The sequence below is a fragment of the Acinetobacter sp. R933-2 genome (assembly GCF_030325485.1).
GTDB lineage: Bacteria > Pseudomonadota > Gammaproteobacteria > Pseudomonadales > Moraxellaceae > Acinetobacter > Acinetobacter sichuanensis.
This window is the reverse complement of the sequence record NZ_JACAIJ010000005.1, coordinates 216,334-234,447: the sequence shown is the minus strand read 5'-3', so window position 1 is coordinate 234,447 and position 18,114 is coordinate 216,334. Positions and strand designations below refer to the sequence as shown.

Sequence of the window (18,114 nt, the reverse complement as noted above, 5' to 3'; positions counted from 1 at the left end):
TTGTTGATTAAGCATGTAAGCCAGACTGTAAAATTGCGGTAGCACGTAAGTCGCGATACCAACGCTCAACAGGATGCTCTTTGGTAAAACCATGACCACCTAAAATTTGTACACCATTTGTCCCAATTTGCATGGACTTTTCAGCACATAAAAGACGTGCTAAATAAGCTTCACGGTGAAATGGTTTTCCTGCTTCTGCAAGGCTAGCCGCGTTGAGAACCAGCATACGCATTGCATCAATTTCAATCGCCATATCTGCAATCATAAAAGCGACGCTTTGACGGTGTGAAATTGGCTCACCAAAAGCTGTACGTTCATTGGCATATTGCACACAATAGCTTTTTACTGCCTCACACGTGCCGACAGCTAAAGCGCACCACATTAAATTACCCAAATCTAAAAAGGCAGTGTAATTAAAGTCATCATCACCTAAACGTAAGGCAGGAGTTTTATTAAAGTTTAATGTGACGGTTTCACTGCCTTTCAAACCCATAGCAGGAGTTTTTTTGTAACTTATGCTGGCATCACGTTTAACAATAAAAACATCTGGTTGACCTTTGAAGTCAGCACTCACAATGAAAATTTCAGCAGTTTCGCCCAATAAAACCAGTGTTTTTTCTCCATCAATGGTAAATTGCCCATTTTGAGATAGCGCTTTAGTTTTTAAACGATAAGGATTAAAAGCAGGTGTTGCTTCTTGTACTGCAAAAGTTGCTTGAAGAGATGGATCTTCTGCAAAAGCAGGTAAATAAGTAGATTGAGTTTGTGCTGAACCCCAAAGTGTAATGGCGTTGATTGTACTGAAAGTAGAAAGTAAGCCCGCAGCCAATGAAAAATCACCTTTGGCTAAGCTTTCTGCAATTAACACATTACTTAAAATATTTTGTTCAGTCGCAACACCACCTAAAGCTTCTGGCAAAGCATAATAATTAATCCCCAAGTCAAGGCTATGTTGCCATAATTCTTGTGGAAATTTTTCATTTTGATCAGCTTGGTGAGCAAGGGGATAAAGGACTTCAGATGCAAACTGTGACATTGCATCGACAGTCATTTGCTGTTCTTCAGTTAAATTTAAGTCAAATAAACTTTTATTTTGTGTAGGTAAGCGCTGTTTATTGACTTCAGGGCTTGATTTAAACGCTTTTTGTGAAGCTGAGAGCGTTTTAAATCCAACTTTAGACCCCTGATACAATGATTTTTCAACAAATTTACGAAGTTTTAATTGGTCTAATAATTCGCTTCCCGCAATTTTTGTAATGAGATTTAAGCCCAAGCCTTGAGCTTTATTTACCATGTTGGTCATTTGAATACCTAGTTTTTTGTGGTGGTATACAAACTATCCTGACATGCCATTTTATAAAAAACTATGTCAAAGCTGACGAAGTAGAGTGAAGTAGATAAGTGGAAATAGATAAAAATATTTTAATTTAAGTATTTGTATTTTATTATTATTTTATTTTTATAAAAACCAACAAATGTTGGGTATTGACTAAAATGACATTTTTGAAAAATTTGCCATTTTAGTCGTCTAGCCCGATTTTATATAAAAGGAGTGATCATTTTACGGACATTGGTCTTCGCCTCTATGACTGTCATAAAGGTATAAGCACCAATAAATTTACGGCTAATAAACATAAATTCTTTAGGTGGAACACTGAAATAACGCGATGCCATAGATTTAGAGGCTTGCTGCATTACACGACTATGTAATAAGCTTTTTTTCCAATCATAACGATTATGTTCATCCATAACGCCTTTAGGTAAATCATGATTATTGATAGGCGAACTAAATGCTTCTGTCGCCAATAAAAATACTTTTGCCAGATCAGGTTTAATACTTGCAGGCATGCCATCAAAAAACTCATAACCAGTCATAGCATCAACCATTGCATTTGCATCATGGTTGTAACCTGCTTTGATCAGATTGCGTGCAACTTGCAGAAGTTGAGCATCAAACTGACGAATTGCACCGAAGTCCAGTAAAATAATTTTATCTTTAATATCTTCGCCGTTGCCCAAACGTACTAAATAATTACCAAAATTTGGATCAGTTTGCATTTCACCCCATTCAAAGATTTCACGCACGGCAATTTCTAAAGAAGCTTCACCTAAAGCATTACGACGCTCTTGTGGTAAAGACAACATCACAGGGCTGTTAATCGGTACACCGCGTTCAAAAGTCATACATAAAACGCGGTCTGTGCAGTAGTCATTAATGATTTGAGGTACAGCATAACGTGCATCGTTTTGTAGTCGCTCAGCAAAACGGCGTGTGGTTGCCGCTTCAACATGATAATCAACTTCTCGATGCATCATGTCACGTACTTCATCAAACCATTGATCAAATTCACGAGTTTGCGGCACCATTCGTGTGAGTTTGAGCATGTTTTTAAATAAGCTCATATCTGAATCAATCGCTTCAGCCACACCAGGATATTGGATTTTTAAAACAAGTTCTAAGCCATCAGATTTACGAGTAGCGCGGTGAACTTGTGCTAAAGATGCAGTACCAATCGGTTCATGATCAATAGTTAAGTCATCGAGTTTTGAACCTAGCTGACTCACTAATTGTTCTTTTATTGCAGGCCAAGCCAAAGCAACAGTTTGATTATTTAAGGTATTTAAAGCTTGTGTGATTTCTTCAGGTAGAAAATGTTCACCATATAGCGCCATCATTTGTCCAATTTTGACAATTGAACCTTTAAGCTTGCCTATTTCAGAAACTAAATATTCAGCTTGCTCTTTCATTGCTTTCTTACGTTTCTTTTCTTTTGCTTCTTCACTTGAAAAGATTGAACTTGCACTTGAAGCAGCCCAACGAGATCCTGCTAACAAAGAGGCTTTGGCAATTGATAAGCGTCTGTCCATGGAAGATGTTTTTAACTGTTTAAGCTTATCGTTCTGATCTGACATGAAGATTAAATCCTTAAAGTAAGCGATTGAGCATACAACATAGTGTGCAACATATTACATGCTATCCACGTATTAAAATAGTTTTACCTGACCAATATTGTATGTTTTCAATACAATATATGTGATATTAAACACCGCATGTAAATTCAAACTTTATATTTACATACGATATTGGATTTTGAGTGTTTCATGTTGCATTAAACGTACCTTATTCTCGTGAATATATTGCGTGATCATACTTTGGATGGCACTGTGACTAAAACCTAAAGCATAACCTTTAATGATGATAATACTCGGTAAACTAAAGAAAAAGTATTTTACATCTTCTAGAGTTGGCGCATTAAATACACCATGTTCAGCTAAAATATTCTGTAAAAATAACTTTTCTAATTGGACAGAATCTGTCTCTGTATCGTTCCAGAAATTCTGACGCATTGCCATTAGGTTATTGTGTTTATAACTCATTTAAACTTGCCAAGCCGATGATTTATATTTATAGATGGAGGAAAAATTGCTAAAAATCAAGTTTAAATTTGAGCCTATTGTCATATAAATGCAAATTATTCGTGTTAAAACAAAGAAAAGTTAAAGGTATTTTCTTGATGAGCGAATTAAATTTAAAAACATTAAATGACATGATTGAAGATTTTAAAAAAGCAGGTAAAAACCCAGATAAATTAGAAATTGGTTATAAAACCTATACTCGTTTAATTGGGCAAGATAAATTTTTTGATCAAGTAACGAAATCTGATGATAGTTTAACGCGTTTTTATCGAGGGATAAAAATTAAGCTAGTCGCTGAAAAACATTTTTTAGCTGTAAAATAGTTTTTCATAGGTATGATCTTAGACATTCCTATTTCTGATCTATTCTAATTTTGCTTTGCAATTTTTTCCAAGTATTTTAAGATGTGTTTTTGATTCAATAATAAATATTTTAAAATACAGTTCTTTGGGGGCAATGATGAAATTAGCTGTTTGGGGATGGGGCGTTGGTATATTGCTCGGTGCAATGTCTGTGAGTCATGCAATGGGATATAGCGCAGAATATTTGAATTGTATGAGCCAAACACAAGATTCAACCGCGCAGGCTGCACTGTGTATGAAGGCGGAACTTAAACAACAAACGAAACGTTATGAATATTTTGCCGATATTCATGTTAAAGCTTTGGCTAAAGAAAAACGTAAAGAACAAGAAAAAGTCAATAAAAACTGGCTCACTTTCCGTGATGAACAATGTTTAATAAACAATGTAAAACTTTCTGTTGGACATGCAAGTAAATATTATTTTTGTGCAATGAAAAAAACACAAGCTCAGGCAGATCTGCTAGAAAAACAAGCATACAAATATCGCTGATTTTTATACATCGCTTGATAAAGCATTATAAATGTAAACAAAACAAGGTATCATTAAGCAGTTTTTAATATTTTGACCTTGGAGAGACCTTAAGTGGATCGACCGACTATTAGCGCTGAACACTTACAAGAAGCTGCTGAAAACCTCGTAACAATTCGTGATTTTATTCGTTTTGGGGTGACAGCATTACGTCAATATGATGCACATTTAGGTCAGGGTACAGAAGATTATTTTGCAGAAAGCTCGGCATTGGTTTTACAAACCATGTCGCTAGAGTGGAATGCGGACGCTGAAATTTTAGATGCTAAATTATTACCAAGCGAAAAGGCTGAATTTTTAAGCTTATTAGAACGTCGTATTAATGAAAAAGTACCGACTTCTTACTTGTTGAATTTAGCTTATTTTGATGGCAAACCTTACTATGTCGATGAGCGTGTACTTATTCCACGTTCACCGATTGCTGAATTGATTCAAAATCGTTTTGCACCATATTGTTTGGATGAAAATGGTCAAGCTCGTGAAGGCGTCAACAATTTACCTGAAAATGCTCATCCGAAAACGCCACAACGTATTTTAGATATGTGTACAGGTTCAGGTTGTATTGCTATTGCATTGGCGTATGCATTCCCAGACTCAGAAGTTGATGCGACGGATATTTCTAAAGAAGCTTTAGAAGTAGCTTCAATTAATACTGAACATCATAATAAGCAATACCAAGTTGCACTGCTTGAGTCAGACTTATTTGCTAAAATTCCTGCTGAAAATCAATATGATTTGATCGTGTCTAATCCGCCTTATGTAGATGCGGAAGATATGGCTGATCTTCCTGAAGAGTTTCACCATGAGCCAGAACTTGCGCTTGCAGCAGGTCAAGATGGTTTAGATTTAGTTCGTAAAATGTTGGCTCAGGCGGCTGATTACTTAACGGAAGATGGTTTAATTGTCATTGAAGTAGGTAACTCTGAATGGGCAATGAAACAAAACTTTAATACGATTGATTTTTATTGGTTACAGTTCCAAAAAGGCGGTTCAGGTATTTTTGCTTTAACAGCTGAACAATGTCGTACTTTCCGTGATTTATTTATTCAATCCATTCAAGCTTAAGGAGTCATGAGCGTGGCAGGTAATAGTATTGGACAACTTTTCCGTGTAACGACTTGTGGTGAATCTCACGGCGTAGGTTTGATGGCGATTGTAGATGGTGTGCCACCAGGCTTAGAACTTTCTGCTGAAGACTTACAAAAAGATTTAGACCGCCGCAAACCTGGAACGTCTAAGTTTGCGACCCAACGTAAAGAACCTGATGAAGTAGAAATCATTTCAGGGGTTTTTGAAGGTAAAACGACAGGTACACCAATTGGTTTACTCATTCGTAATACTGACCAAAAATCGAAAGACTACGGCAATATTGCCCAAACTTTCCGTCCTGGTCATGCAGATTATACCTATACCCATAAATACGGTTTCCGTGATTATCGTGGTGGTGGTCGTTCAAGCGCGCGTGAAACTGCTATGCGCGTTGCAGCAGGTGCAATTGCCAAGAAATTCCTTGCTGAGAAATTCGGTATTTTGGTTCGTGGGCATGTGACTCAGATTGGTACTGAAGTTGCTGAAAAACTGGATTGGAATGAAGTCCCAAACAACCCATTTTTCTGTGGTGATGTAGATGCTGTGCCACGTTTCGAAGCGTTAGTGACTTCTTTACGTGAACAAGGCACAAGTTGCGGTGCAAAGCTTGAAATCCTTGCTGAAAATGTTCCTGTGGGTTGGGGCGAGCCTGTATTTGATCGTTTAGATGCAGATATTGCGCATGCTATGATGGGAATCAACGCGGTCAAAGGTGTTGAAATTGGCGATGGTTTTGCTGTAGCTGGTCAGTTTGGTCATGAAAGCCGTGATGAATTAACCACTGATGGCTTCCTTGCAAATCATGCAGGTGGAATTTTAGGTGGGATTTCTTCAGGTCAAACGATACGTGTTGCTATTGCTTTAAAACCAACAGCATCAATTACAACATCGGGTAAAACCATTAATATAGATCGTGAAGATACAGATGTATTGACCAAAGGTCGTCATGATCCTTGTGTGGGTGTACGTGCGACACCAATTGCTGAAGCGATGTTAGCCATTGTTTTGATGGATCACTTCATGCGTCATCGTGCACAAAATGCTGATGTGGTCGCACCATTTAAACCGATTGAACCTAAATAAGCGGAAATAAAGCGTTTAAATCAAAGCCAGATTATGATCTGGCTTTTTTATGGAGAGAAAAATGGATTTATTTGATTTATCAATGGAAATGATTAATGAGCTTTATGGCGAGCTTGAACAATCGTACTTTATGGAAGGTGGTATTCGTCTTGAACTTGTATATCAATGTTGTGATTTATCTATTGAACATGGTATCGCTGTAAAAACATTGTTGATGGAAAATTTAGTTACGTCTGCTATGGCATTATTTAGGATTCAGTTTGAGTCAGTAGTACGTGCATATTGGTTGCTTATGGTGGCATCAAATCAAGATGTTTTGAAATTGAAAATCAGTTCGATTGATGACTTATTTAAAAATCATAAAATACCAATGGTTTCAGCAATGATAGAGGCATTAAGTCAGGTTAAGGAAATTTCACATATTATTGAGCAATTTAGACAATTTAAATTTTACTCAATGAATCATCTCAATAATATTGTACATTCAGGTGCGCATTCAATTATTCGCAGGAAAGCGGGGCTTACTGAGCAACAAACTGAGATTCTAATTAGACAAACAAATAATTTTACGACAATGGCTGCACAGATTTTATTAAGGCATGCAGCAAAAGAAAAATACATTCATCATTTACATGAAAAATATCGACCATGTTTTCATATGGAGGAAGATGTGTCAATAGAAGAAAAAATGCGTATAGATGCACGCTATAAATAAAAAAACCAGACCTTGAGTCTGGTTTTTTATTTCAATCTATAAATAACTTATTGAGGCAGTTGACCTGTATAACCTTTTAAGAACGTTAAATATGCAGAAGATTGCTGACCATCTGCTTTTAATATAGAACGCTCAATATCACCTTGATCTGTAATAAGTTTAAGTGAAATTTCTTTACCATTGCGGAAAGAATTTAAGAAGCTTACAGGAACAATAATCGAGTTTGAAGAAATTTGTTCATTGTATTGAGTCGCATTAATTGTTGAATAAGTATAAGGTTGCCCATCCACTAAAAACTCAAATTGTTTAATATCATATTTTGTTGGGTTATTAATTTCAGCGACAATTTTAAAACCATCACGTTTTTCATCATTCCAACGCATTGCAAGTTCAGGGCAAATCTCGCCAGTCTCACAAATTAATGGTCCTTTAGTCACAACTCGTTCAGGATAAGAACCTGCACAACCTGTGAATAATGCAACTGTAGCCACTAAAGCCAATTGAAGTTTCATAAATTTACCCGTCTTCATATGATTGTTATATCTCTGTAGAGAATATGTTAAATTTAACGCTTTCATGCTGAAAAGTGAACAATTCTCAGCAAATTTGCCGTTTTAAATTGTATTAAAGTTCGCATATTTGTTATTGAATAAGATTAAGAATTTCTTTTGCAACAAATTCAGTTAATTGTTGCAATTTACTTTCAGGACTTCCATTTATCAGATACTGAAAATGATATTTTTGATTAAAAGCATAAATGCAGATAAAAAAAGTACCAACAGGCTTTGCTATAGACTCACTGCCTCCGTGTTTTAATAGTCCAGTACAACCGATGATGAGATCTGCTTGCTCAAATAAAACTTTACCTTGCACCGCCATTGCGGTGGTAACTTCTATAGATTCTGCACTATATTTTTCGATAAGTAGTGGATCTATATGTAATATTTTAACTTTAATGGAAGGGTCATAACTGACCAAGCCACCCAATAAAATATTTGCACCACGATCTTTATAAATGGAAAACTGTGCAGTTAAATGTCCTGAACTTGCACTTTCAATAAAGGCTATTTTTAGATTTTTGGATTGAAGCTCAGCACAACATTTTGTTAAATACATAAGATTTTACTTTTATTTCAATTATTGAAATATAAAAATAGATGAATGAGAGAACGTTATCATGAATTGGGGGCTGTGAGTATCATAATCGAGCTATGAATAAATTGTGAATTTTACAGTGAATGATCATTTTAAAATTTTGAAGCAACTATGTGTAAATGATCATTCGCGGAAATAGTAAACAATTTACGCTATAAAGTCCTTTATTGTTCTTCAAAAGCTGTTATAACTAAAAATAAAGGGCATGAAAATAGGGAGTAGCTTATGAAAACCACCGTTAAATATGTAGTTTTGAAGAGTAAAGATTATCAGCTTGGTACGCCACTATTTGAAGAAAATTTAGAAGCAGGTAGCCAATACTTTGATCAAATTCCGAATATCATTCAATATCAGCATCATGACTTTAAAGTAAAATCTAAAGAATTAACACGGAAGCAAATTTTTGATGATTTTGAAGAAACACAAACGATTCTGGTGAAGGTTATCGCAATCAATTAAGATTTGTATATTTTATATCAGCCAAAAGCCTGCAAAAGCAGGCTTTTATCACGACAAGTTTTTATTCTTTAACAATTAAAACAGGTAATGTTGTTTGTCCTAATACATCTTGAGCAAAACTACCGAGGAAGAATTTTTTAAAGCCTCGACGACCATGTGAACCCATAACAATTAAGTCAATATTCAACTTTTCAGCGGTTTCAATAATTGTTTCTGATGAAACATAACCTTTGACCACTTGGGTTTGAATGCTGATTCCTTCTGCTGTTGCAAGTTGTGTGACGTGATCAAGAGCTTTGAGTGCATTTTTATTGGCTTCTTCTAAATATTCTTTCATCATTGACGCATTATAATAAAAATCTGCGCCTGAAAATGGATCTTCTGCGACTAAACTAATAGCAGTGAGTTGGCAATTAAATGCTTTTGCGATAGAAATTGCTTGTTGTGCAGCAGAATAGGAAATTTGAGAACCATCTACTGGAACTAAAATATGTTGGTAAGCCATTTAAATTTCTCCGTTATCGTTATTTCTTGATTTATTAAATAATTAACACATAAATTAAAGCACGCCAATCCTGTATTTACACTTTTAAAAATTAATTTAAAATTAATGTGAAACAGCATGCAAATTGTAAAGTAAAAGAGAAAATATTCTATTGTTTAACGATCAAAACAGGAACAAAACTTTCACCTAATACTTCTTGGGCTACGCTGCCTAAAACAAATTTCTTTAATCCTTTACGCCCATGAGAACCCATAATAATTAAGTCCGCACCAATTTCATTTAAGGTATTTAAAATCCCTGTAGCAGGTGACACCTCACGTACAATTTTAGTGTTAACCTGTTGTATACCATGAGCTAAAAGTGTTTCTTTTACTTCATTGATACGCGCTTGTGCATTTTGTTCAGCAGCAAGTACATATTCAGTAATTGAAGGTGCAATTTGATAAAAATCCACACCGATCATAGGATCAAGTGCTAATACACTAATCACCGTAATTTTAGAGCCAAATTTGAGGGCAATTTCTTCAGCATGTTGTAATGCTGCATAAGAAATAGGGGATTCATCCATTGGGACAAGAATATGTTCATATGACATGGTGACTCTCCTAAAGTATCAGATAAATTTTTCAAAAAATGAGTGAATAATAAATATACTCATCCTAGTTATAGCTTAAAATGAAAGCATATTCATTATGATTTTTCACAAAAATCAGAATTGATCTTTTTGTTATATTTTGCTTTTTATTGATTTGTTTTTTTTATTCGTATGATGATTTTATTTGTGTGATATATTTGGCATTAATATAAAAAATGTATGTTAAAAATAGTGAGAAGAATATGATTTTTGATCGAATTAATAATAAGGCATTTAGAGTAAAGTTTCGTTTAAGTAATCGTTCTTAAATTTGATTCTAAACAAATTTGATTACGACCTTTTTCTTTTGCTTGATATAAAGCATGATCTGCACGATTAATTAATTGTTGAAATGGTAAGGCATAAGGAAGTTTTTCAAAACTTAGACCAATACTGACACTAATATAAATTTGTTCACCATTATCCAAAGCTGTAGGGGTGGATTGAATAATTTCACGTATTCTTTCTGCGATTATAATACTCTGATTTAAATTGACATTTTTCAATAAAATAGCAAATTCTTCACCACCTAATCGACCGAATAAATCGTCTTCTCTTAAAATATTTTTTATTCTTTGTGTAAAGGTTTTAAGTACGATATCACCATTATAATGACCATGTTGATCATTAATCTTTTTAAAATGATCAAGATCTAATAATAAAACCGTAATGGTTTTTTCGGTTTGTATTTTTGTGGTTGAACCAACAACATCTTCACTTTGCTCATAGAAAAATCGTCGATTCATAACTGTTGTTAAACTATCATGATTTGCAAGATATAAAATCTGCTGATAAAGTTTTTGACGGTTTAAACTAATAATTGCCAATGTAAGTGGTCCAAGAGCTAACATAAATAAACCCATTCGGATTGAAATAGAGGTCGCTAAAAAAGCATTAGACGATTGATGAATGTAAAATTCGCTTAAGGTATTATTAAGCAACATGCAAACGACACAATTAATTAATGCAATAAAAAACAAATTATAAGTTAATGATGCCCAAACCAATGCAGCAATGGGGAACATGAGTGCCCCTGGACCGATAAAAAAATGCGTTAAACTGACCGAAATAATGACAGCAATAAGAGGAAGAAAAATCTGAAATGGCAGTCCTTTGAGTTTGATATTTTGTATCACATCATGGAAGGTTTGTTTGTCAGGTATTGCCAATAAAATAGGTAAAAATGCAATCATATTTAAAATTTCACCTGACCACCACATTCCAAAATCAATCCAGACACGCTCAAGGGTCATAAATGTATTATCGATATAAGGTAATGTGAGTGCAGCAAAAGCAGGGCTTGCTAGACAGCCTCCAATCGAGCATAAAATAAATAAATATAAAAAAGTCAGTCCCTTATTGTATTCTTTATAGTTGAGTCTAAATAAGGTAATTAAGGATAAAGAAACCAAAGGGTTCAATAAATTTGCAATGGTCAGTAACAGGGTAATGAGAAATGTATTGCCAGTGAGTAGATCTGCAAGCATAAAAGCAGTAAATGCGCCTGTCCAACCTCCTAAATTATTCAGCGATTTAAAGCGAAGAAATAAGCCTAAAAGTGCGGCATTTGCAGGCCAGCAAATCGAAAGGAAAAATAAAGGGCGTGCCAAAATACCAAATAAGGCGCAAATGAAGACGATGCTTGCAACAATCAGAAAAGCATTAACTTGTTGTTTGACACTATGTTGAAATGTTTGAGTAAATACAGACAATTCAGGACCCTATAATATCAAAAGTGTATAGCTACACATTTATTTTATGGAATTGTTAAGTTTGAATAAAGTATTTCATAGAAATCTTAATTTTCCTATACATATTCAATATTTTGTTGTAGCAAAACACATTTTTTTTGAGGTTGAACTAAATGAAGAATTTTTTTTAAAAGATTGTTCATATATGGTTATTTTTACATGCATTATTAGCAAAATATGTTAGTTTAAATGTAAATAAATTGTGGTACGCTTTCGGATATGAAGAAAACATTATTATTAATTCCTTTATTGATTTGCACATCAAATTTTACTTTTGCTGAGACGAATTCAACAGCACCTGTTGCCGCAAGTCAAGTGATTACTCCCTTAGCTGCAAATACAATTCGTATTTCAACGCGTCCTGAGATTTTAGGATTATGGGGAATGGAAATTCCAAATAATAAAAAATGTGTAGAGTATTACAATTTTCGTGGTGGCAATGAAGTCGTGGTCAATAGCGGTAAAGAATGGTCAATCGGTTTATTTGATTATCAACCGTCTCAAGATAATACAAAAGAAAAGCTACCTGCTTTAATTATGCAGATTAAATATGAAAATAATCAGGTAGATTGCTCTGGTTATCAAGAAAATCAGGCGGGTGAGGTTTCTCAGTATTTTGTACGTTGGAAAAATGAAAATACCATTAAGTTCTGTGCATCTGAAAAAGAAGATAAATGCTTTGCAACCTTAAATCGTGTTTTACCTTAACAAAGAGCAATAAAAAACCTCTTGAATTCAAGAGGTTTTTTATTTACTTACTCAAAAGTTAAGCATCATTTTCATGACCTTGTACTTGTTTAAGTAAATGTTTTTCAAGGTAATGAATGTCCATTGCTTGTTCACAAAACTTTTTATCTTGTAAGATTAAGTCTTTATGTAAAGGAATATTGGTTTTAATTCCAGTCAGAATAATCTCATCAAGTGCTTGTTTCATGCGTGCAATTGCGGTATCACGATCTTTACCATGAGAAATGAGTTTTGCAATCATTGAATCATAATAAGGTGGAATGTTATATCCTTGATAGATATGAGAATCTAAGCGGATACCTGCACCACCTGGTGCATAGAAGCTTTCAATTTTACCTGGTGATGGTAAAAATGATGAAGGATCTTCTGCATTAATACGACATTCAATAGCATGACCTTGTACATGAATATCTTCTTGTTGAAGATTTAGACCAAGACCTGCTGCAATGCGTAATTGTTGTTCAATAATATCAATGCCTGTCACCATTTCAGAAACTGGATGCTCTACTTGAACACGAGTATTCATTTCAATAAAGAAGAACTCACCATCTTCAAATAAAAACTCGAAAGTACCCGCACCACGATATTGCATAAGTTTACATGCAGTGACACAAGCTTCAAGAATATGGGCACGTGCTTCTTCAGGTAAACCTGGTGCTGGTGCTTCTTCAAGCACTTTTTGATGACGACGTTGTAAAGAACAGTCGCGGTCATACAGATGTACAGCGTGACCATTACCATCAGCTAAAATTTGCACTTCAACATGACGTGGCTTTTGTAAAAAGCGTTCCATGTAAACGGTATCATCACCAAACCACATTTCAGCATCACGCTGAGCAGCTTGAACAGATTCGAGTAGGGTATCTACACGCTCTACAATACGCATACCACGACCACCACCGCCAGATGCTGCTTTTACGATGAGTGGAAAACCAATTTCTTTCGCTTCAGCAAGCGCATTATTTGGTGTCACTGCATGAGCAGAACCTGGTACGGTTGGAACACCTGCTTTACGCATTGCCATAATTGCAGAAACTTTATTCCCCATTAGGCGAATATGTTCGGGACGAGGTCCAATGAAAATGAACCCAGAACTTTCAACGATTTCAGCAAATTCAGCATTTTCAGACAAGAATCCATAACCAGGATGGATTGCATCTGCGCCTGTAATCTCTGCGGCAGTAATAATCGCAGGGATATTTAAGTAGCTTTCACTACTCGCACCAGGACCAATACATACAGCTTCATCTACAAAACGTAAATGCATCAAGTCTTTGTCAGCATCAGAGTAGATACCAACGGTTTTGATTCCTAAAGTTTTACAAGCACGAGTGATGCGAAGCGCAATCTCACCTCGGTTTGCAATTAAAACTTTTTGCAACATATCAACCCCCTAGCGATTACGCGCGGTAGCGGAATAAAGGTTGACCGAATTGGATTACATCACCGTTTTTCACTAAAATTTCTTCAATCACACCACTTTGAGTTGCTTCAATTGGGTTCATGATTTTCATTGCTTCAATGATCCCTAAGGTTTCACCTGCAGAAATCGTTTGACCCACATTAACAAAAGGTGCTTCACCTGGATTTGGTGCAGCATAGAAAACGCCAACCATTGGAGAAGTTTCTACAGCACCACGAGCAGCAGCTTTGACAACTGGTGCATCAATGGTAGGTGCTGCTGCAACAGGCATAACACCACCAGCAACAACAGGATTACGACGCGTCAATGCAATCGATTGATCTCCTTCCTTAACCTCAATCGCTTGAAGGTCAGATTCGATCATCAAATCGATGAGCTTTTTGATTTTGCGAATATCCATGGATTCGTATTCCTAATGTTATGAATGAGTTGAAGATTGAATTTTTTCGATTGCAAAGTCCAAAGCAAAGGAATAGCCTTTTGCTCCAAGACCGCAAATCACGCCAACGGCTTTATCTGATAAATATGAATGATGTCTAAATGCTTCGCGAGCATGAACATTTGATAGGTGGACTTCAATAAAAGGAATTGCGACACCTAATAATGCATCACGTACTGCAACAGAAGTGTGAGTGAGTGCAGCAGGATTAATAATAATAAACTGCACACCATCTTGCTGTGCTTGATGGATACGATCTACAACCGCACCTTCCCAATTACTTTGGAAAGTATCTAGTGTTATATTGAGCTTTTGTGCTTGAGCGATGAGCTGCTGATTAATATCTTCTAAAGTAAGGTGACCATAGACTTCTGGTTCGCGCTTTCCTAGCAAGTTTAAGTTTGGTCCGTGAATGACCAAAATGGTCGAACTCATTGAGCCTGCTCCAATTTAAAAGTTGCAAAAAATCTTTGCAAGATCGCTGCAAAGTTTGCGTATTATGGCATATTTTTCTACATCTATTTTATAAATTGTTTTAATTGGTGCAGAAGTCACATACCGACTATGCGCTATATATTGAGAATTTTGCTGCTAAATAACAATGTTAAAATATGACAAATTTTCTATTTTTTAAAGTTGATCTAGTTTAAACCGAATTGACCAAAACTGTTGATTTGATTTATGTAACTATAACCTAGAGCGACGGTTTTTTTTTAAGTTTTATAGATCAGTTCTGGGTTTTAAAAATTTAATCAAGTTAAACTTTTGATTTATTTTCGAAAAATATAAAAAATTTAATTTCTAGCGAGATGAGAAAGTATAAGTCTAAAAAATGTATTTTGTCATCATTTTTAGGTGTTACAGTTTTGTGTATTTATTGGTACTGATCTATTTTTATTTCTCTAAATATTTAATTTTTATTTATTTTGTTGAAATTCGATTTAAAGTTATCTAATGCATACGGCTCATCAAAGTTGAATGAATTGAAAAATAGTCATGATTTGTGAGGAGCATGAAATTTCAATAATTTTGTTGTTGATCTTATTGATTTGAAGAAAATAATAAAATTTAGAATAGGCTGTTTGAAATCAATGACAAAGTATATGGATACTAGAGCAGGGTTTTTAAAAGTTCATGCTGAAATGCATTGCGTGTAAATTCAGCATGACATTGACCGAATTGCTCAATCTGTGTATGACAAATGAACAGTCAATCAGACCAAGAGAAATTATAGGATTGGCAAAACTTCCATATCATGCAGGATTACATTTCTTTCTATGATAAAAATGTTGAGCAAGATAAAAATTAAGCCTATTTTTTGTACTTTATTTGCTGAATAAAATGTCAATAAAATAAAATGATGTAAAGAAATAATAACGTTTGGCAAGATTGGGTAACCAAAGTAATTATGTCATTTAAAAGTCATCAACATTTGAAGGGCTTATATTTTAAGCTTTACATTGTCTGAAAATGACACATCTATTGGCTTGTTCAAAGAGAAAAAAGTTTTAAAGTAGATTTTGTCGTTGTTCATACGGCATTCCCCAAATTGCAAAGGAAGATGATGAAAATGGCTAATCAACAAAACCAATCGAACCAACAAAATGATCAACAGCAACAACAATCTAATCAACCGAATCAACAAAATGGTCAACAGCAACAACAATCTAATCAGCCAAACCAACAAAATGATCAGAAACAACAGCAGCAGCAATCTGATCAGCAACGTCAGCAAAATGATCAACAGAAACATAATCAACAGCAATAACTGTTCAATATAGTCATTAAATGATGCAAAGCCCCGAATGTTCGGGGTTTTGCTATTTTTATTTCATCAAGTTGCATTGTGCATTTAGAATGAAATGCATAAAATTTGAAATCTAACTGAACGATGTAGAATATTTATGTTGCAAGATTTTATTGAAGAACAAAAATTGGTATGTGAAGAATTTGATTCTCGTTATATCAAAGTAAATGAAACAGATGTGATTGCGATTGCCAAACATACTTTAAACCAAGAACCGATTGTAGGTTTGCGTAAGGCACCTGATGAAAATCAAGTGGCATGGTTTATTTATGGTGGAGAATTAGCTGCTGAGCAAGATGATTTTGAACTGGTTACCGTAAAGGAGCTTGAAGAAATATTTCCAGATGCGATTCCATATTTAGCTTTAGAGCAGGGCTTTCGCTTTATGATCGACGCTGATGACTATGAGGATGTATGGAAAGCCGATGCATTTTAAATCTATAAATAAAATAAAATATTGGGGAATGATTTTTTTGTGCTGTGGATTGAGTCATTCAAATCTAAGTTTTGCACAAGATTATCAGAAACTGACACAAGCAGAATATGACGAGCGCATTGCTTATTATACTCAAGAGGTCAATGCTACAAAAAAAATATTAGATGAGTCTGATCAAGTCGATGCAGCAACACAAAAGAAAGCTTTTTGTAGCAGAATGAATGCATATCAACAGATTGCAGACATTTCAAAAAATAATGCACAGTTAAATACAGCGAGCATTATGTTGATGATCTCTAATCAGTTTTTAGAGCGTCAAAAACAGTCACTCACTGACTCAGGGATGACCGAAAAAGTATTTTGTGCTGCTGTAGTAAATAAAATGTCAGAAAATGACATAAAAATGGCTGAAAATGATAAGTAGATCAAAGTTTTTTTAGGGATAATAACCGCATTAAAACAAAGCGATAAAGATTTTCCCTGGTCTTGTTGTGCCGTGTTTTAATCATCACTGTTCAAGTTGATGACTTTAAACCCGCTCTTAAAGGCGGGTTTTTTCATGCTACTCTAAAATAAGAAAGGAAGCCGAAACTTCCTTTACGTTATATTTTTATTCAGTAACTTCAACCGTTAAGCCATACGTATAAATTTCACTTTGTGGTTTTTTACGATTGTCTTCATCTGCTTCTGGATAAGCTGTTGTAATGAGGTAAATGCCTGCTTTTTCAAACTTAATTTCAAACTCACCTTTAGCATTTGTTTTGACATGTGGTTGTTCACGTTGAGCATTTGTTTCATAGCTGCTTGCACCTTTAAAGATGTCAATTTCTTGATTTGCAACAGCTTTACCATTAAATAAAATTTGCCCTTTTAATGCTTCACCTGAAAATAGTTCATTTGGGTGTGTTAATAATTTAACTTCAAAACCTTTGTTTGTGACTGTAGGAATTGGTGATGGTTTTCCTTTAGTGACATAACTCTCAGCAATAATATTATTTTTTACTTCTAAAATTTGTGCATTTTCAGGAACTTTATCTGCAGAAATAACGCGAGGAATTTGAGCAGTTTTTTGTTCTATTGGTGCTTTAGTTTCCGTAGCTGCTGGTTTTTGTTCATTGTTTGGCATTGGGGCACGTACAGGACGAACACGTAACCATCGTCCATCAACCAGTGCATATTTGCCAATATTTCCTTGAGCATCTTGAGTGCGAATACGATAAGTACCGTCAGCGTTTAAATCAAATTCACCAATATTAAAACGTTTAAGTGAAGCTGCTGCATTGATTTGCGTTTGTTGACCATCTGGTGCAGTTACGACATAGCTGGTTTTAAAGTTATTACTTGGAATAAAAAATTTCTCAACAGTGATTGCACTTTGAAAAGTAATATTTTGCGCAGCTTTGCTATCAAAGAGTTCTGGTAATAAAAATGGGCTAGCAGTGTGAGCGGATACCATGATTGGTAAAGCAGAAAGAAGTGCAATTTTGAACAAATGTTTCATGGTTTAAGTTCCATAAATTAAATAGTTTGTAAATTTGCACTAATGTACTTGATAACAAATAT

22 protein-coding genes are annotated in these 18,114 nt (G+C 34.9%); 10 read left to right on the top strand and 12 right to left on the bottom strand.

All coding sequences use genetic code 11. The features are described 5' to 3' along the window. Positions 1-7 precede the first annotated feature (7 nt). The 3 genes from HX005_RS08070 to HX005_RS08060 all read right to left on the bottom strand — a co-directional run bounded on the left by HX005_RS08070 (position 8) and on the right by HX005_RS08060 (position 3,378). The gene (locus HX005_RS08070; protein ID WP_286376988.1) at positions 8-1,294 is read right to left on the bottom strand and encodes an acyl-CoA dehydrogenase family protein; all 1,287 of its coding nucleotides are present in this window, start codon (positions 1,292-1,294) and stop codon (positions 8-10) included. Between the two features lie 245 nt (positions 1,295-1,539). Beyond that, positions 1,540-2,913, bottom strand: a complete 1,374-nt coding sequence (locus HX005_RS08065; protein WP_286376956.1) for an ABC1 kinase family protein — start codon at positions 2,911-2,913, stop codon at positions 1,540-1,542. Between the two features lie 159 nt (positions 2,914-3,072). Continuing rightward, positions 3,073-3,378 (bottom strand): hypothetical protein, encoded by a 306-nt coding sequence (locus HX005_RS08060; protein WP_107009000.1) that lies wholly within the window; start codon positions 3,376-3,378, stop codon positions 3,073-3,075. 101 nt (positions 3,379-3,479) lie between these two features. Here HX005_RS08060 and HX005_RS08055 point away from each other — a divergent pair, with 101 nt between their 5' ends. From HX005_RS08055 to HX005_RS08035, 5 genes are all read left to right on the top strand, one after another. Next, a complete protein-coding gene (locus HX005_RS08055; RefSeq protein ID WP_286376955.1) occupies positions 3,480-3,740 on the top strand; it encodes a hypothetical protein in 261 nt (86 codons plus the stop codon). Between the two features lie 136 nt (positions 3,741-3,876). Beyond that, positions 3,877-4,269, top strand: coding sequence for a hypothetical protein (locus HX005_RS08050; protein ID WP_107008999.1), 393 nt, complete (start codon positions 3,877-3,879; stop codon positions 4,267-4,269). A 93-nt stretch (positions 4,270-4,362) separates the two neighbouring features. Beyond that, a complete protein-coding gene (prmB, locus tag HX005_RS08045; protein ID WP_286376954.1) occupies positions 4,363-5,373 on the top strand; it encodes a 50S ribosomal protein L3 N(5)-glutamine methyltransferase in 1,011 nt (336 codons plus the stop codon). A gap of 12 nt (positions 5,374-5,385) precedes the next feature. Next, the gene (aroC, locus tag HX005_RS08040; RefSeq protein ID WP_286376953.1) at positions 5,386-6,480 is read left to right on the top strand and encodes a chorismate synthase; all 1,095 of its coding nucleotides are present in this window, start codon (positions 5,386-5,388) and stop codon (positions 6,478-6,480) included. A gap of 61 nt (positions 6,481-6,541) precedes the next feature. Continuing rightward, on the top strand, positions 6,542-7,195 hold the full coding sequence (locus HX005_RS08035; RefSeq protein WP_286376952.1) for a DUF6988 family protein: 654 nt from the start codon (positions 6,542-6,544) through the stop codon (positions 7,193-7,195). Between the two features lie 47 nt (positions 7,196-7,242). Here the strand turns inward: HX005_RS08035 and HX005_RS08030 are convergent, their stop codons facing one another. Both HX005_RS08030 and HX005_RS08025 read right to left on the bottom strand, forming a co-directional pair. Next, positions 7,243-7,707, bottom strand: coding sequence for a hypothetical protein (locus tag HX005_RS08030; RefSeq protein WP_107008996.1), 465 nt, complete (start codon positions 7,705-7,707; stop codon positions 7,243-7,245). Positions 7,708-7,837: 130 nt separating this feature from the next. Further along, positions 7,838-8,311 (bottom strand): CinA family protein, encoded by a 474-nt coding sequence (locus tag HX005_RS08025; protein WP_107008995.1) that lies wholly within the window; start codon positions 8,309-8,311, stop codon positions 7,838-7,840. 264 nt (positions 8,312-8,575) lie between these two features. Here HX005_RS08025 and HX005_RS08020 point away from each other — a divergent pair, with 264 nt between their 5' ends. Next, positions 8,576-8,809 carry a hypothetical protein gene (locus tag HX005_RS08020; protein WP_286376951.1) on the top strand — a complete coding sequence of 78 codons (234 nt, stop codon included), beginning with the start codon at positions 8,576-8,578 and terminating at the stop codon, positions 8,807-8,809. Between the two features lie 61 nt (positions 8,810-8,870). On the opposite strand, the gene HX005_RS08015 is transcribed toward HX005_RS08020, so the two are convergent. The 3 genes from HX005_RS08015 to HX005_RS08005 form a co-directional block, all read right to left on the bottom strand. Further along, a complete protein-coding gene (locus HX005_RS08015) occupies positions 8,871-9,314 on the bottom strand; it encodes a universal stress protein (protein WP_107008993.1) in 444 nt (147 codons plus the stop codon). A 148-nt stretch (positions 9,315-9,462) separates the two neighbouring features. Further along, positions 9,463-9,909 carry a universal stress protein gene (locus HX005_RS08010; RefSeq protein ID WP_286376950.1) on the bottom strand — a complete coding sequence of 149 codons (447 nt, stop codon included), beginning with the start codon at positions 9,907-9,909 and terminating at the stop codon, positions 9,463-9,465. 290 nt (positions 9,910-10,199) lie between these two features. Further along, on the bottom strand, positions 10,200-11,660 hold the full coding sequence (locus HX005_RS08005) for a sensor domain-containing diguanylate cyclase (protein ID WP_286376949.1): 1,461 nt from the start codon (positions 11,658-11,660) through the stop codon (positions 10,200-10,202). Between the two features lie 258 nt (positions 11,661-11,918). Here HX005_RS08005 and HX005_RS08000 point away from each other — a divergent pair, with 258 nt between their 5' ends. Continuing rightward, entirely contained in the window at positions 11,919-12,407 is a 489-nt protein-coding gene (locus HX005_RS08000) for a hypothetical protein (protein ID WP_286376948.1), read from the top strand. A 58-nt stretch (positions 12,408-12,465) separates the two neighbouring features. Here HX005_RS08000 and accC read toward each other — a convergent pair whose 3' ends face one another. The 3 genes from accC to aroQ are packed head-to-tail and all read right to left on the bottom strand — an operon-like array spanning position 12,466 to position 14,743. Further along, complete coding sequence (accC, locus tag HX005_RS07995; RefSeq protein ID WP_107008989.1) at positions 12,466-13,830, bottom strand: acetyl-CoA carboxylase biotin carboxylase subunit; 1,365 nt, start codon at positions 13,828-13,830, stop codon at positions 12,466-12,468. 16 nt (positions 13,831-13,846) lie between these two features. After that, on the bottom strand, positions 13,847-14,269 hold the full coding sequence (gene accB, locus HX005_RS07990) for an acetyl-CoA carboxylase biotin carboxyl carrier protein (RefSeq protein ID WP_107008988.1): 423 nt from the start codon (positions 14,267-14,269) through the stop codon (positions 13,847-13,849). Positions 14,270-14,287: 18 nt separating this feature from the next. Beyond that, on the bottom strand, positions 14,288-14,743 hold the full coding sequence (gene aroQ / locus HX005_RS07985) for a type II 3-dehydroquinate dehydratase (RefSeq protein WP_286376947.1): 456 nt from the start codon (positions 14,741-14,743) through the stop codon (positions 14,288-14,290). Positions 14,744-15,878: 1,135 nt separating this feature from the next. On the opposite strand from aroQ, the gene HX005_RS07980 reads away from it, so the two are divergent. From HX005_RS07980 to HX005_RS07970, 3 genes are all read left to right on the top strand, one after another. Further along, positions 15,879-16,076, top strand: coding sequence for a hypothetical protein (locus HX005_RS07980; protein WP_286376946.1), 198 nt, complete (start codon positions 15,879-15,881; stop codon positions 16,074-16,076). A 136-nt stretch (positions 16,077-16,212) separates the two neighbouring features. Then, the gene (locus tag HX005_RS07975) at positions 16,213-16,551 is read left to right on the top strand and encodes an immunity protein Imm33 domain-containing protein (RefSeq protein ID WP_107008986.1); all 339 of its coding nucleotides are present in this window, start codon (positions 16,213-16,215) and stop codon (positions 16,549-16,551) included. 49 nt (positions 16,552-16,600) lie between these two features. After that, on the top strand, positions 16,601-16,975 hold the full coding sequence (locus HX005_RS07970) for a hypothetical protein (protein ID WP_286376945.1): 375 nt from the start codon (positions 16,601-16,603) through the stop codon (positions 16,973-16,975). Positions 16,976-17,161: 186 nt separating this feature from the next. On the opposite strand, the gene HX005_RS07965 is transcribed toward HX005_RS07970, so the two are convergent. Further along, complete coding sequence (locus HX005_RS07965; RefSeq protein WP_286376944.1) at positions 17,162-18,052, bottom strand: DUF4198 domain-containing protein; 891 nt, start codon at positions 18,050-18,052, stop codon at positions 17,162-17,164. Between the last annotated feature and the right edge of the window lie 62 nt (positions 18,053-18,114).